This window comes from Nonomuraea sp. NPDC002799 (assembly GCF_053592075.1).
In genome coordinates, this window is sequence record NZ_JBSFVA010000017.1 from 139,155 (window position 1) to 153,765 (window position 14,611).

Genomic DNA, 14,611 nt, shown 5'->3' on the forward strand with positions numbered 1-14,611 from the left:
ATCGCGGAATGGATCTTGAAAGGAACGTCCCCTTCGACGTCCAGGCGTACGAGGCCCGCGTGAAAACGATCCCCTGCTTCATCTGCGCCATAGTGGCCGGCGACCCCGCCTACGACCTGGAGCAGATCGTCTACGAGGACGAGGACCACCTGGCCTTCCTGGCCCGCTACCCCACCCTGCCCGGCTACCTCCTGGTCAGCCCGAAGCAGCACGTCGAGCATGCCGTACGCGACCTGGACGAGGCCGCCTACCTCGCCCTCATGCGCGTGGTCAGGAAGGTCGCGCTGGCCGTGGAGGCGGTCGTGCCGTCGGAGCGGACCTACCTTCTCTCCCTCGGCAGCCAGCAGGGCAACTCCCACCTGCACTGGCACATCGCCCCGCTCCCCCCGGGCACCCCCTACGCGAAGCAGCAGTACCACGCGCTCATGTCCGAGAACGGGCTGATCGCGTGGACGCCGGAGCAGGCCAGGGACCTGGCCGGCCGTATCAGACAAGCCCTGACATGACGGAAAACGGCGCCGCGATCCGCGACGCCGTCCCCCGTGAACCGCCTACTTACGCTTCTGCACCTCTTCGGTGAGCTGCGGCACGACCTGGTGCAGGTCGCCCACCACGCCGTAGTCGGCCAGCTCGAAGATCGGCGCCTCGGCGTCCTTGTTGATCGCGACGATCGTCTTGGCCGTCTGCATGCCCGCCCGGTGCTGGATGGCCCCGGAGATGCCGGCCGCGATGTAGAGCTGCGGCGACACCGTCTTGCCCGTCTGCCCCACCTGGAACTGGTGCGGATACCACCCGGCGTCCGTGGCGGCGCGCGAGGCGCCCACGGCCGCGCCGAGGGCGTCTGCCAGGCCCTCGATGATGGAGAAGTTCTCGGCGGAGCCGACACCGCGACCGCCGGAGACCACGATGGCGGCCTCCGTCAGCTCGGGCCTGGCGCCCTTCTCCTGCTTGACTCGCTCCACGACCCGGGTGGCCTTGGCGGCGTCGGACAGGGTGACCGAAACCTCTTCCTCGGCCCCGGCGCCCGCGACCGCCTCGGGAGGCGTCGAGTTGGGGCGTACGGCGACGATCGGCGTGCCCTTGCGCACCCGCGAGTGCACGTTGACGCCGCCGCCGAAGATGGACTGGCCGGCCACGAAGCCTTCGGCCAGACCCACGGCGTCGGTGATGACCCCGGAGTCCGTCTTGATCGCCAGGCGTCCGGCGACCTCCTTGCCCTCGGCCGTCGCGGCCACCAGCACGGCGGCCGGCGACTTGTCGGCCACGAGCTGGGCCAGCAGCTCGGCCTTGGGCGCGACCACGTACTCGACGATGTCACTCGACGGAGCGACGTAGATCTTCTCCGCGCCGTACTCGGCCAGCCTGGCCTTGGCCTCCGGTGTGATGCCGGGGCCGGCCCAGACGGCGGCGGGCGTGCCGAGGGAGCGGGCCAGGGTCAGCAGCTCAAGGGTGACCTTCTTGACCTCGCCTTCGACCTGCTCCACGAGAACGAGAATCTCCGACATATCAGCAAAACCCCCGTTCTCAGATGAACTTCTTGGACGCGAGGAAGTCAGCGGCGTTCGAGCCGCCGTCGCCCTCGTCCTTGACGATCGTGCCGGCCGCGCGCGGCGGCGCCGCGGCGAAGTCGACGACCTCGGACCACGCCGCGGCCAGGCCCACCTGGGCGGCGTCGATGGAGGCGTCGCCGATGGCGAGCGTCTCGACCGGCTTCTTCTTGGCCGCCATGATGCCCTTGAAGGAGGGGTAGCGCGGCTCGTTGATCTTCTCGACCACGGACACGACGGCCGGCAGCGTGGCCTCGACCTTGTCGTAGCCGTAGTCGGTGATCCGCTGCACCTTGATCGCGTTGCCCTCGACGTCGACCTTGTTGGCCAGCGTGAGCTGGGCCGTGCCCAGGCGCTCGGCCAGCATGGCGGCCAGGACGCCGGTGCGCGCGTCGGTGGACTCCGAGCCCAGGATGACCAGGTCGAACCCGATCTTCTTGAGCACCTGAGCCATCGCGTACGAGGTCGACAGCGCGTCGGAGCCGTGCAGCGCGTCATCGCTCAGGTGGACCGCCTTGTCGGCGCCCATGGCCAGTGCCTTGCGGATGGTCTCGGTGGCCCTGCCAGGACCCATGGTGAGGACGGTCACCTCGCCGCCGTGGGCTTCCTTGAGCTTCAGCGCCTCCTCGACCGCGTACTCGTCGAGCTCGTTGACCACGCCGTCAGCGGCGTCGCGGTCGAGCGTGTTGTCATCGGACCGCAGCTTGCGCTCGGTCGCCGTGTCGGGGACCTGCTTCACGCAGACGACGATGTTCATGGCCGGTGGCCGACCTCCCGTAGTTCACGTGCGCCACCGCCTGGCTGCGGTGGGCGCCGGATGCATGCTGTCCAGACTGCCAGGTGCCCGCCGGGCCCCCGACAGAGGGTGCCCGGCAGAAATGGTGCGTGGCTTCCGCGTCATGTTACCCATGAGTAGCTTGCGCGCAAACCACCAGCTCGTACGGTTCACTATCGTTCCCCACCATACCGAACTTTATTCGGTAGTCGCTTACGCGGACAGCAGGAACACGATCCCCACCACCAGAGCCGTACCCGCGAACAGCGCCAGGGTCACCGTGCTGAACAGCGCCGCCAGCCCGAAGCAGAGCCCGATCGAGCCTGCCACGCCGACCAGATCCATGATCATACGGCTGCGTTTGAAGGGACTGTGCGAGAACAACGCCACTCCGGCGTCGGCGACCACGCCCAGCGAGTAAGCCGCCAGCAGGAAGAGCGCCACCTCGGGCAGCGGCTCACGGGCGGCGGCGGCCAGCAGCGAGACGAACAGCCCCGAGCCGATCAGCCAGCGCCTGCGCACCTTCTCCCGGTGCCTGGCCCTGGACGCCTCCACCGACTTGCGGTGATGGGCGGCACCCGGCCGCCACTCACGGGTGCTCATGTCGTCGGCGGGACGGGGGCGCACCGCCGTGCCGGCGGCCGGTCGGTGGGAGATTTGACGTACGTGGGAGATCGGGGCGACGCCGAGCCTGGCGCAGAGTTGCGCGGCCGTCGGCCGGGCGGCCGGATCGGCGGCCAGGCACTCGCGTAACAGCGGTTCCAGCCACGCGGGCACGCCTTCGAGGTCGGGCGCGTGGTGCACGACCCGGTAGGCGATGGCGGAGGCGGGCCCCTGCCCGTACGGCTGCCGCCCGGTCGCCGCGTAGGCCAGCGTCGCCCCGAAGGAGAAGACGTCGGCCTCCGCGCCCACCCGCTTGCCTTCGAGCACCTCGGGGGCGAGGTAGCCGGGCGTGCCCACCACCGCGCCCGAGGCGGTGACCGACAACGAGTCGAGCGCGCTGGCGATGCCGAAGTCGATGACCACGGGCTCGCCCTCGGTCATCATCACGTTGGCCGGCTTGAGGTCGCGGTGCACCACGCCGGACTCGTGCATGGCGAGCAGCGCGTCGGCCAGCCCGCCCGCCAGCAGGCGCAGGTCCGTGACCGGGGTGGGGACGGCGCTGAGCGGCAGGCCCTGGACGTAGCGGGTCACGAGGTAGGGCCGGTCGCCCGCCAGCGAGGCGTCGAGGACCTCGGCGACGTGCGGCCCGCCGACCCGGCGCATGGTCTCCACCTCGCGGGCCAGCCGGGCCAGCGCGCCGGCGTCGGCCGTGACGTGCGGGTGCAGGACCTTGACCGCGACCGTGCGCCCCTCGGGGTCGAGCGCGAGGTGCACTTCGCCGAACCCGCCCGACCCGAGCCGGGAGAGTAGCTCATATGGGCCGAGGTGCTCGCTCATACCTCTACTCTCCCCCGCGGAGCCTGCGGGAACACTCAGGACCAGGGAGTCAGGAAGCCCAGCCCGAGCCCTTCGAGCAAGCTGTCGATCAGCCCGGTGATCAGACCGATCGTGCTCTGCCTGGCGTCGTTGGCCAGGTCGTCGATGACCGACGTGGGCGCCCGCCACGGCGACCACACCGGGTCCTGCCCCAGCGCGAACATCACCGCGAACAGCGCCGCGGTGCCCACCAGGACGACCGCGACCAGGGCCGCCCCCGGGCTGCGCAGCACGCTGGTGAGCGTGCGGGTGACGGCCTTGCGCGGCGCGCCGCCGCCGGGCAGCACGAACAGACCCCCGGCGAACGCGCCCGCGCCGTAGGAGGCGGCCTCGTTGACGCCCATCCCGCCGGCCCAGTGCAGCAGGCCCCACACGCAGACGCCGAACAGCAGCGCCAGCGGCACGTGCACCACCGTCACGAGCGCGGAGCGCACCAGCGCCCACGGCGTGCCGACCAGGGCGAGCAGCGGATCGGCCGCGCTGCTCCCGCGCACCTGGCGCCGCTTGACCAGGTCGCCGAAGAGGTATTCGCCGATGCGCAGCACCAGCGCCAGCGCGACGGCGACCGCGCCCATCACGACCGGCATCATGACGGTCAGCGCCACCAGCGTGACCAGCAGCAGCAGGCCGACGAGCTGGCTGCCGAACAGGTATCTGCGCCGCTCGCCCGGCGGCGTGTGCTGACGCGGCGGGGCGTAGGGCCGCACCTGCGACTCGGCCGTGGGCGGCGGGGCGTAGGGCCGCACCTGCGAGCCGGCCGTGGACGGCGGCGTGTAGGGCCGCACCTGCGACGCCGCGGCGGACGGCGGCGCCGGGTAGCCGGCCACGCGCTGGTCGGTACGGGGCATGGGCGGCCGCGCCGAAGCCGGCGCCGGCACGTAGGGTGGCGGCCGCTCCTCCCGGTAGGGGTGCGGCGGCTCCTGCCCGCGCTTCTTCTTGCCCGGCCGCGCCTCGGGCGGCGCCGACCTGCCGTACTCGACCGGCGGCAGCAGGTCGGAGTAGGTGTCCATGGTCCGCGTGCGGTTGTCGCCCATGCGCTTGGTGCCCGTGGGCCCCTCGAACTCGTTGAACGTCGTCACGGCCGGATCGAGCGCCCTGGCCGTCCGCAGCAGCTCGTGGGCGCCGGGCCGGGCCGACGGATCGACCTGCAGCGCCCGGCCGAGCCAGGTGCGCAGCCACGCGGGCGCCCGGTCGAGCTGGGCCCGCCCCTCCATGATGTTGAAGCAGACCGCTTCGAACGTTCCCGTGCCGAACGGCGGCGCCCCGGTCGCGGCGAAGAACACCGTCGAGGCCAGCGCGTGCACGTCGGCCGCCTGGGTGATCTCCGAGTCGCGGATGATCTCGGGCGCCAGATAGCCCGGCGTCCCCACGAACATGCCCGTCTGCGTCAGCCTGGTGGCGTTCACCAGGTGGGCGATGCCGAAGTCGATGACCAGCGGCTCGCCGTCGACCAGCATGACGTTGGACGGCTTGAAGTCGCGGTGGATCACGTCGGCCGCGTGGATGGCCACGAGCGCCTGGCAGAGCCCCTGGGCGAGCCTGATGAGCTCGCGCGCTTCAAGAGCGCCCTCGGACAGGACCGTCTCCTCCAGCGTGCGGCCCGGCGCGAAGCGCGTCACCACGTAGGGCTGGCCGCCTGCGAGCTCGGCGTCGATGACCTCGGCCACGTGCGGGCTGCGGACCCGGCGCATGGTCTCGACCTCGCGGGTCAGCCGGTCGCGCGCCTTGAGGTCCGCCGCCACGTGCGGATGCAGGACCTTGATGGCGACCTCGCGGCCCTCCCCGTCGAGACCGAGGTGGACGACCCCCATGCCGCCCTCGCCGATCTTCCTGACCAGGCGGTATGGGCCGAGGCGCTCTGGTGCTTGGGTGCTCATCGCCACCTTCCCCGAGTCATCCCCCGGTGTTCTCCGTCAGGGCGTCTAGCTGCTCTACCACTGGCTGAACGTTCAGCGGAGCCCATACGGCCTCCCCCTCCGGCTTGTCCCCGAACGTGCCGACGGCGAGGATCAGCGAGAGCGCGGCACCCGCCGCGAGGACTCCCGCCATCACCATGGCCGTTGTTCTCGAGGGTACGAGCGATGAGAGCGTTCTGCGCATTTGTTTGCCGGGACCCTCCACTCCGGGACCTGCGCAGACGGTCCACAACGCGACCGCGGCGCCCCAGGCCAGGGCATTGCCCGGAGCCATCTTGGCCACCACGGTGAGCAGCAGCGTCACCGGCAGGCCGAGGATGAGGGCGTACAGGACGAGCGCGAGCGTGATGCCCGCCGACTTGGCCAGCGCCCTGGGATGGGCGAGCACCCTGAACACGTCGAGCGCCGCCGCCCCGACGGCCCTGCGGGCCGTGAGCTGCGGCTGGGCCAGGTCGGCCGCGCGCAGCAGGATCGCGAACGGCACCGCCGCGATCGCCACGAGCACGGGCGCGCGCACGGCCGCCACGATCATGATGACGAGCAGCATGCCGCTCGACACGCCGTAGGCCTTGGAACGCTGCAGCACCTTGCCGGGAGCCACGGACGGGATGTACGGCTCCCGCTTGGTCATCGGGTCGGGCTGGTAGTGCGGCTGCGCCGGAATGTAGGGCGGCGGCTGGACCTGGTTCGGGCCCTGCCTGGCGTAGTCGGGCACCTCCGGCGGACCTGGCCGGCCGTAGTCGAGCCCGTCCTGGCCCGGACCTGGCCGGCCGTAGTCGACACCGTCCTGGCCCGGACCTGGCCGGCCGTAGTCGGCACCGTCCTGGCCAGGGCCCGTGCCGATGCGGCCCTGGTCCTGGTGCGGGGCGTATCGGCCCTGGTCCTGCGGCGGGTTGAGCCTGTTGTAGTCGGCCGAGTCGGGGCGCACGCGCCTGGTGGGCACGTCGGCCTCGCCGGACGGCGCCGGGTAGCCGCCGTGGTTGTTGACCGGCTGCTGGTAGGGCTGGGAGGCCCCGGCCTCGCGCTGGATCTGCCGCAGCTCCTCCGGTGTCACCCTGCGGGTCGGCCACGGGTCGGGCTGGTTGTGCAGGAGCGAGATGTACTGCTGGTCCTGCGGCGGCGGCGCGGCCGGCACGTCCTGGCCTTCGAGCAGCCGCTTCGGGGTCACCGGCGGCGTGGAGACGTCGTAGGACGGCTTGTCGCCCACCCGGGGCGGCACCCGCGGCGGCGCGACGTCGCCCGGCGGCGGGCCGGCGAACTCGACCGAGTGCTGGGAGTCGGGCCGCGGCACGGTCGAGATCTCGTCGGGCGCGCTGCCCGGCAGCGGCTGGGGCAACAACCTGGCGGTCTTCTCGGCCAGGTCCGGCGCCTTGGGGCGCTTGGCCGGGTTGCGCTGGAAGGCCGCCTTGAGCAGCGGCTGCAACGTCGCCGGGGCGGCGCTGACGTCGGCCTTGCCCGCGGTGATGTTGTAGAAGATCATCTCCAGCGTGCCCTTGCCGAACGGCGGCAGGCCCGTGGACGCGAACAGCAGCGTGCCCGCCCACGCGTGGATGTCGACCTCGGGCCCCGCCTCCTGGCCCTCGATGATCTCGGGCGCGAGGTAGCCGGGCGTGCCGATGAACATGCCGGTCTGCGTCAGCCGGGTCGCGTCGACCGCCTGCGCGATGCCGAAGTCGATGAGGACCGGCTCGCCGTCGAGGATCAGCACGTTGCCCGGCTTGAGGTCGCGGTGGATGACGCCCACCGAGTGGACCACGGCCAGCGCCGACGCCACCCCGTGCGCGAGCCTGACCAGCGCGGGCAGATCGAGCGGGCCGTCGTCCTTGACGATCTCGTCGAGGGGGCGGCCGGGCACGTAACGGGTGACGATGTAGGGACGATGACCTGTCACATCGGCGTCGAGCACCTCGGCGATGAACTTGCTCCGGACCCGGCGCATCGTCTCGACCTCGCGCGAAAGCCGCCGCCTGGCGACCTCGTCACTGGCGACTTCACCGCGCAGGACCTTGACCGCCACCTGCCGGCCCTGAGGGTCGACAGCGAGGTGGACAACGCCCATCCCGCCTTCACCGAGCCGCCTGAGCAGCCGGTAAGGGCCTAGTCGGTCATCGTTCATGGCATGAAGCACCATACCGGCTTAATCCCCGCCCACGAGATGAACCATGAGGCCACATTCCCACTCGTACAACGTCCAGAACGGCCTCATCGGTTTCCCATCCAACGGTCTCGAATCGGCTTCGATTTTCCCTCAGCCGGTCAGCGAGAGCACCTTTGCCCTCTTCAGCCCGGCCAGCGCGGCTCCCGGGAGAGCGAGCTTCGATCGGCGCACGCCGCTCCCGATGACCACCCTCGACTGCTCCGCCACACGTGGGTCCACCAGGATCGGCCAGTCGTCGGGCAGGCCGATCGGGGTGATGCCGCCGTATTCCATCCCGGTCAGCTCGACCGCGTCGGCCATCGGCGCGAAGCTCACCTTGCGGGCGTCGAGGTGCTTGCGCACCACGCCGTTCACGTCGATCCGCATCGCCGCGAGCACCATGCACGCGGCATAACGCGTCTCGCCGCCCCGCTTGGCCGCCACGACCACGCAGTTGGCCGACTCCTCCAGCGTCACGCCGTACTTCTCGCAGAACGCCACCGTGTCGGAGAGATCGGGGTCGATCTCGGCCACCTCGGCGGTCTCCACGGTCCGTACGGCTTGCGCCACCGGATCAGCCAGCAGGTCGATCCGCTCCGTGGCGGGCACCCAGTGCAACGTCATCCCATCTCCTCATTCGCTCTTCCAGGACCCTACGACGGTTCCAGAAGCAGCGTGCCGACGACGTCACGGGGACTGCAGCACGCGCTGGTGCAGCAGGGTGACGGCGCCGCGAGCGGACTCCATGGCCCCCGCCTGCCAAGCGATCAGATGGGTGAGCCAGTCGCCCGCGAAGTACACCCTTCCGGCCGGGCGTTGCAGAAGAGTGAAGGACGAATCAAAGGCCGGCCAGCGCACCCAGGCTCCCTGGATGTGCTCCTGGCGTTCCCAGGCGATGGAGGCGGAGGACAGCAGGTTCTGGCGGTACTTGTCGCCGTGGATCTTCTTGCCCTGGGTGAGGGCCCGGCGGCGCCGGTCCTCGGGGGTGAGGGCGCCGTACAGCTCGGCGTTCTGCTCGGTGTTGTAGTAGCCGACGAGGACGCCGCGGTCGGCGTGGTAGCCGTAGGAGGGGTACCAGATGTGGGTGATGTCGAGGTCGGTCTCGGTGACGCCGCCGTAGATCCGGTCCTCCAGCTCCCACCAGCGCTTGCCGTACTCCAGGCCGATCTTGCCGGCGGCGGCCGGGACCGGGGTCCGCAGCGCGGTGGTGACCTGGGCGCCGAGGTTGTGCGGGATCTTGGCGAGGAGGTGGGGCGGGAGGGCGGCCACGCAGTAGTCGGCTTTGAGGCTGCCGCCGTTCCAGGTGACCTCGACGCCGTCGTCCATGGTCGTGATCTTGGTGACCTTGGCGCCGGTTTTGATCCGGTCCTGGCCGACGGCCTCCGTCAGCTTGGTGACGATCGCGTCCATGCCGCCGACCGGCTGGAACATGGGGGTGGCCTGCTCGTAGCCGAAGTCGTTGGTGATGGCGCGGCCGGTGCCGGCGGCGAGGATCTGGTGCAGCGAGCCGGGGGGCGCGACGGGGGTGCCGGTGTCGAGCGCCGGATATTTCATGAAACCGCGGCGGTCGGAGCCGTCGTAGCGCAGCTTGGGCCCCAGGTCGCCGAACCGTCGGAGGAAATCGAGCAGGCGTTCCTGGTCGTCCTTGGTGACCGCCCTGTCCAGCGCGCCGACATTTGTTGCTTTGGACAGCAGTTCTGCGACATATCCGTAAATGTCGGCTCGTGCTGTCCTGGCCCGCACCGTCGTGCCGTTGGTGTGCACGTAGGCGGCGGCGTTGTTGTTGATGAACGTCTCGATGGGGATGCCGAGCTCGCGGCAGTAGTCGAGGGTGACCATCCACGGGGCGATCCGGCCGGGGCCCGCGTTGAAGTAGACGCCCTCGCCGAACGTCACCTCCTGCGCGGGGCCGTTCAGCTCGGTCAGGCGGTCGCCGCCGCGCAACGTCAGGTTCCGGCCGCCGGCCCGCGGCCTGGCCTCCAGCAGCGTGCAGTCGTAGCCGGCCTTGCCCAGCTCGTACGCGGCCGTCAGGCCGGCCACGCCCGCGCCCAGGATCACCACCTTGGCCGACCCCTTGCCACGCAGGGTGAAGTCGCCCGGCCGGGGGGCCACGAACTCCTTGTCCTGCTCGGAGGGGGCCAGGCCGAGGGCGCCCATGGCGGCGTACATGGCGCCCGCGCCACCGGCCGCCCCGATCCCGACGAGCAACCCCCGCCGGGTCAGCGCCGCGCCTTCCACGTCACCCGCTCCCTACAGACGATTCCGATGAACTACGCCGGTGAATTCCGTTCACACCTCAGCCGTAGGGACCGCTGCCGCAGGCGATCTGGCCGCCGATGGTGGCGAAGATGCCGAACAGCGCCATGATCTGCGTGAAGTCGTCGGTCGTGAACTCCGTGTGCCGCGCTCCTACGGACTTCACCCCCGGGACCAGCGCCACGGCCGCCGCGATGGCCGTCGAGTTCCACTCCACCCCGAGCGTGTACGGCGCCGCCAGCCGATAAGGCGTGAAGTCGCTCAACCGGCCCAGAGCCCGCGCCGTGGCCTCACGGATCCGCGCCTGGGCGACGCTCGGCGGCAGCAGCTCGGCCGAGAACTTGTCGATGCCCTTCTTCACCGCCACCGTCTCGACGTCCCCGAGCAGCTCGCGCGCCTCGGCGCCGACGGCCTCGTCCCCGGTCACCACCACGACCGGCACCCCGTGGAACCCCGCGCACGCGGCCACCAGCCGGGTCTCGCCGCACAGCTCGCCGTTGAGGTAGACGTTCTGGATCTCCTTGCCCATCCAGGTGTGGTTCAGCACGCCGTCCGGCACGCCCGCGCGAGCGTGATAGCCGACGAAACAGGCGGCCTGGAAGGACCCGTCGAGCCCCTGCGCCATCCGCTGCGCCTTGCCGGGGCCCCGGATGAGGCTGGCCCGGGGGTCCAGCAGGTCGATCCGGAGGTTCTTCGTGGAGCCGTGGGCGTCGTTGACCAGCACGCCGGCGGCCCCCGCGTCGAAGGCGCCCTCGACGGCGGCGTTGGCGTCGGCGGTCATCAGCTCGCAACCACGCTCATAGCCGCGCTTGCCGGCGTGCATCTCCTCGGGGTCGGTGAGCCCCGTCACGCCCTCCATGTCCACCGACAGGTAAACCTTCACGCGTCCCACTCCTCAACTGACATTCCGGCAGGCAGTCAGGAGCCCCATGTCTCCACCCGCCGCACCTCGTCCTCGGTCATGAACCCGACATTCGCCGCGATGAACGCGGCCGCCTCGTCCCGCCAGGGGGCCGGGATCTCCTCGATGGCCTTCGGGTAGCAATGATCGAGCCAGCTCGTGGACTCCTCGCGGAGGTCGAAGTAGCCGAGCGCCCCGGCGAACAGCGTGTTCTCGATCCCGGGGACGCGTGCCAGGCCGTACTGGACCATCTCCTGGCCGCCGTAGGGCGGCTTCTTGAGGTACTTGCGGGCGATCGACCGGTCGGCGGTGATCGGCGTGTCGAGCGGCCGGCGCTCGACGGCGGCCTGGATGAGCTCTTTGTACAGGCACTTCGCACAGTCGCGGCACGGCCCGTCGGTGCCGCGCAGGCACCAGCGCACCTGCTCCTTGAGGCCGGAGGTCGTGGCCAGGCGCATGGTGGTCGCCTCGCTCACGCCACCCACGGGCAGGACGAGGTGCACGCCGACCGTGGCGAACAACCTGCCCCAGAGGCCGTGCGGCGACCACATGACGTTGTCGGGGGTGTAGCGCCCCAGGTAGCGCCCGCCGCCGAGCCAGCGCGAGCCGAGCTCGTAGCCGAACCCCAGGGCCCCGAGGCCGAGCCGGTCGGCGTTGAGCAGCGCGCCCGCGGCCACGGCGTGGTGCTCCGGGTAGCCGGGCCGGGGCTCGGCCAGGGTGAACTCCAGGTCGGAGGTGACCGTGGTCAGCTCGCGGCCGGTCTTCGCCGCCAGCTTGGCGAGCACGTCGGAGCGGTAGTGGGGCCAGCGGTTGGGGATGCGCTTGTGCGGGACCCGCCGGAAATGCACGAACGGGGCCTGCGGGTAGATGACGGCCGCGGCCACGGAGTCCGCGCCGCCGCTGTACGAGATCGCCAGCGTCCGGCCCGCCCGGCGGGCCTCGGCCCCCACCGGGCCGGCCTCGATCCCCCAGCCGTCGTGGAGTGCGGCGGCCAGCTCGGCCGAGATGGCCCGGTCGAAGACGATCCGCTTCCTGGTCCAGGGGGCCACGACCGTCCACGCGGCGAGGGCGTAGAGGTCGGGATGGGCGTCGTCGGGGACGCCGCCGATGGAGCAGGAGTTGGTGGCCAGCTTGACGGGGTGATCGTCGGAGGCTCGTCCGGTGATCTCGTCCTCGGGGTCGAGCCGGAAGGCCAGATCCCCGCCGGTCCAGGTCACGCGCACGGCTGCGGCTCCTCCTTCACCGGCCCAGAGGCGGGGACAGCGGCGGGGGCGGGGGCGGGCAGCCGGTCACGCAGATCGTCGATGGCCTGCCAGAACAGGACCTCGTTCTGCAGCACCCCGTCCAGCGCCTTCGCCGTCTCCTGGGCGAGCCGGTGGGTGTCGTCGATCTTCGCCTTGTCGGCCGGCTTGCCGGCCGCCTGAGGACGGGCGTTCCTGAGCCGCTCCACCTCACCCTGGAGAGTGGCCATCTCCCGCCGCAACGTCTGAACCTCCCAGAGCGCGTCCCTGATGTCCTGACGGTGATCGGCGATGGAGATGTAACGGGAGTCGAACCATGTACGCACGGCCATCCGGAGCCGGGCAGGAACCAGGACGCGCATCATGAAACGCCACCATAGTGGCAAACCCCATCCCGGATGGACGCACTTCTCGAATGGTTCGCTTCGGATAAGAGCCTCAGGAAGGAGCCCTGGGCCAGGGCTCAGTCACTTTGCAAAGAGACGACACGCCCTGTACGCGACTGATAACGTTCCGCTACATGCCCGCCTCCGCGCATGCCACGTTGAACGCGCTCTTCGTCAACCGGCCGACGCTCGCCGTCGAGCTGCTGGGCGACGTGTTCGACATCGACCTGCCGGCGGACACCCTCGTCGAGATCGAGCCGAAGGACCTGAGCGGCGTTCCCATCGTCTACCGGGAGGACGACGCGTTCTTCACCGTCGGGCGGCGGTGCGAGCCGGTGCACGGCGTCATCGTGGAGATGCAGCAGTCCCTGAGCGAGGAGGACCGGCAGGCCTGGGCCCGGCGCGGCGCCGCGCTCTGGCTGCGGCTGAACCGTCCCGTGTTGCTGCTCGTCCTCACCTCCGACCCCCGGGTGGCGAGCTGGGCGGCGCAGCCCATCGTCACCAGCCTGCCGGGCTACGTGCTGCACCCGCTGGTCATCGGCCCCGAGCAGGTCCGGCCGCTCAACGACCCCTGCCAGGCGGCCGACTGCCTGGAGCTGGCCGTCATGTCGGTCATGACACACGGCCGCGAGCCGAAGGTCGTCGAGACGTTCCTGGAGGCGCTGACCAAGGTCGACGAGGACCAAGGCGCCCAATACCTCGAATACGCCTACCACCTGACGTCGGCCGACGGCCGGCGGGTCATGGAGGAGATCATGTCGACGGCCAGATGGCCCGTCCACAGCCCGTTCGCCCGCGAGCACTTCACCAAGGGGCGCGCCGCCGGGTTGTCGGAAGGCAAGGCGCGCGCCGTGCTGGCCGTCCTCAAGGCCCGCAAGGTCGCCCTCACCGACGACGCGCTCTCGGCCATCACGTCCTGCGTGGATCAGGCGCAGCTCGACGAGTGGGCGCGCCGGGCGGCGACCGCGCTGACCATCGAGGAGCTCTTCATCGGCCGGTGAAACCGACCATCGAGGAGCTTTTCACCGGCCGATGATCATCGAAAGCTTTTCACCGGCCGGTGAACTTGGGCTTGGCCTTCTCGGCGAAAGCCCGCATGCCGATCTTGGCGTCGTCCGTGGCGAACAGGCCGGCGAACTGCAGCCGCTCGATCTCAAGACCGGTGTCGAGATCGACCTCCAGCCCCTGGTCCACGGCCTGCTTGGCGGCGCGGAGCGCGACCGTGGCGCCGCCGGCGAACGTGGCGGCCCATTCCAGCGCGGCCGTGTAGACCTGCCCGTCGGGCACCACGCGGTCCACCAGGCCGATCGCCAGCGCCTCCGGGGCCGCGACGTGGCGGCCGGTGAAGATCAGGTCCTTGGCGCGCGCCGGGCCGATCAGCCGGGGCAGGCGCTGCGTGCCGCCCGCGCCGGGGATGATGCCGAGCAGGATCTCGGGCTGGCCGAGCTTGGCCGACTCGCCCGCGACCCGGAAGTCGGCGCAGAGGGCCAGCTCGCAACCGCCGCCCAGGGCGTAGCCGGTGATGGCGGCGATGACGGGCTTGCCGATCTGGGCGACCGCGGTGAAACAGGCCTGGAGCGTGCGGGAATGGGAGGCCATGTCGGCATAGGACATGTCGGCCATCTCTTTGATGTCGGCGCCGGCGGCGAAGACCTTCTCGCCGCCGTACACGATCACCGCCTGCGCCTGCGGATCGGCGTCCACGCTCCGCGCCGCTTCGGCGATCTCCCGCTGGACCTGTCCGTTGAGTGCGTTCATCTTCGGACGGTCAAGACGGATCGTGGCGATCTGGTCGGCCACCTCAACGCTTACGAACTCACCCATGGCCTGAACCTAACAGGCGGTCACCGCGTGGTGGCTCTCACCTCGTCGGCCGACTCCCCCGCGAAGGTTTTGCCGGCCTTGTTCCGCCGCCCCGCCACGCGGAAGCGACCCTGACCGACCGTTCCGGTGTTTGGGCCGGAGGCGCCAGG

Annotated in this window: 13 protein-coding genes; 2 read left to right on the forward strand and 11 right to left on the reverse strand. The window is 70.7% G+C overall.

The genetic code is table 11. From position 1 onward, the window contains the following. Nucleotides 1-8 precede the first annotated feature (8 nt). Entirely contained in the window at nt 9-506 is a 498-nt protein-coding gene (locus ACWD0F_RS28650) for an HIT family protein (protein ID WP_449880624.1), read from the forward strand. A 45-nt stretch (nt 507-551) separates the two neighbouring features. Here the strand turns inward: ACWD0F_RS28650 and ACWD0F_RS28655 are convergent, their stop codons facing one another. From ACWD0F_RS28655 to ACWD0F_RS28700, 10 genes are all read right to left on the reverse strand, one after another. Continuing rightward, nucleotides 552-1,505, reverse strand: coding sequence for an electron transfer flavoprotein subunit alpha/FixB family protein (locus tag ACWD0F_RS28655; protein ID WP_449880626.1), 954 nt, complete (start codon nt 1,503-1,505; stop codon nt 552-554). Nucleotides 1,506-1,524: 19 nt separating this feature from the next. Then, on the reverse strand, nt 1,525-2,304 hold the full coding sequence (locus ACWD0F_RS28660; protein ID WP_449880628.1) for an electron transfer flavoprotein subunit beta/FixA family protein: 780 nt from the start codon (nt 2,302-2,304) through the stop codon (nt 1,525-1,527). A 231-nt stretch (nt 2,305-2,535) separates the two neighbouring features. Next, nucleotides 2,536-3,762 carry a serine/threonine-protein kinase gene (locus tag ACWD0F_RS28665; RefSeq protein ID WP_449880630.1) on the reverse strand — a complete coding sequence of 409 codons (1,227 nt, stop codon included), beginning with the start codon at nt 3,760-3,762 and terminating at the stop codon, nt 2,536-2,538. 35 nt (nt 3,763-3,797) lie between these two features. Further along, on the reverse strand, nt 3,798-5,678 hold the full coding sequence (locus ACWD0F_RS28670; protein WP_449880632.1) for a protein kinase domain-containing protein: 1,881 nt from the start codon (nt 5,676-5,678) through the stop codon (nt 3,798-3,800). Nucleotides 5,679-5,694: 16 nt separating this feature from the next. Further along, nucleotides 5,695-7,833, reverse strand: coding sequence for a protein kinase domain-containing protein (locus ACWD0F_RS28675; RefSeq protein ID WP_449880634.1), 2,139 nt, complete (start codon nt 7,831-7,833; stop codon nt 5,695-5,697). A gap of 132 nt (nt 7,834-7,965) precedes the next feature. Beyond that, the gene (locus tag ACWD0F_RS28680; protein ID WP_449880636.1) at nt 7,966-8,478 is read right to left on the reverse strand and encodes a YbaK/EbsC family protein; all 513 of its coding nucleotides are present in this window, start codon (nt 8,476-8,478) and stop codon (nt 7,966-7,968) included. Nucleotides 8,479-8,541: 63 nt separating this feature from the next. Next, complete coding sequence (locus tag ACWD0F_RS28685) at nt 8,542-10,092, reverse strand: flavin monoamine oxidase family protein (protein ID WP_449880638.1); 1,551 nt, start codon at nt 10,090-10,092, stop codon at nt 8,542-8,544. Between the two features lie 58 nt (nt 10,093-10,150). Continuing rightward, nucleotides 10,151-10,993: a M55 family metallopeptidase gene (locus tag ACWD0F_RS28690; RefSeq protein ID WP_449880640.1), complete on the reverse strand. Its 843-nt coding sequence runs from the start codon at nt 10,991-10,993 to the stop codon at nt 10,151-10,153. A 35-nt stretch (nt 10,994-11,028) separates the two neighbouring features. Then, the gene (locus ACWD0F_RS28695) at nt 11,029-12,234 is read right to left on the reverse strand and encodes a DUF6395 domain-containing protein (protein WP_449880642.1); all 1,206 of its coding nucleotides are present in this window, start codon (nt 12,232-12,234) and stop codon (nt 11,029-11,031) included. Then, nucleotides 12,225-12,617 (reverse strand): hypothetical protein, encoded by a 393-nt coding sequence (locus ACWD0F_RS28700; RefSeq protein WP_449880644.1) that lies wholly within the window; start codon nt 12,615-12,617, stop codon nt 12,225-12,227. The genes ACWD0F_RS28695 and ACWD0F_RS28700 overlap by 10 nt, the downstream gene beginning before the upstream one ends. 155 nt (nt 12,618-12,772) lie before the next feature. Between ACWD0F_RS28700 and ACWD0F_RS28705 the strand changes: the two genes are divergently transcribed. Then, nucleotides 12,773-13,639 carry a hypothetical protein gene (locus ACWD0F_RS28705; RefSeq protein WP_449880646.1) on the forward strand — a complete coding sequence of 289 codons (867 nt, stop codon included), beginning with the start codon at nt 12,773-12,775 and terminating at the stop codon, nt 13,637-13,639. Nucleotides 13,640-13,688: 49 nt separating this feature from the next. Here ACWD0F_RS28705 and ACWD0F_RS28710 read toward each other — a convergent pair whose 3' ends face one another. Then, nucleotides 13,689-14,462 carry an enoyl-CoA hydratase/isomerase family protein gene (locus ACWD0F_RS28710; RefSeq protein WP_449880647.1) on the reverse strand — a complete coding sequence of 258 codons (774 nt, stop codon included), beginning with the start codon at nt 14,460-14,462 and terminating at the stop codon, nt 13,689-13,691. Between the last annotated feature and the right edge of the window lie 149 nt (nt 14,463-14,611).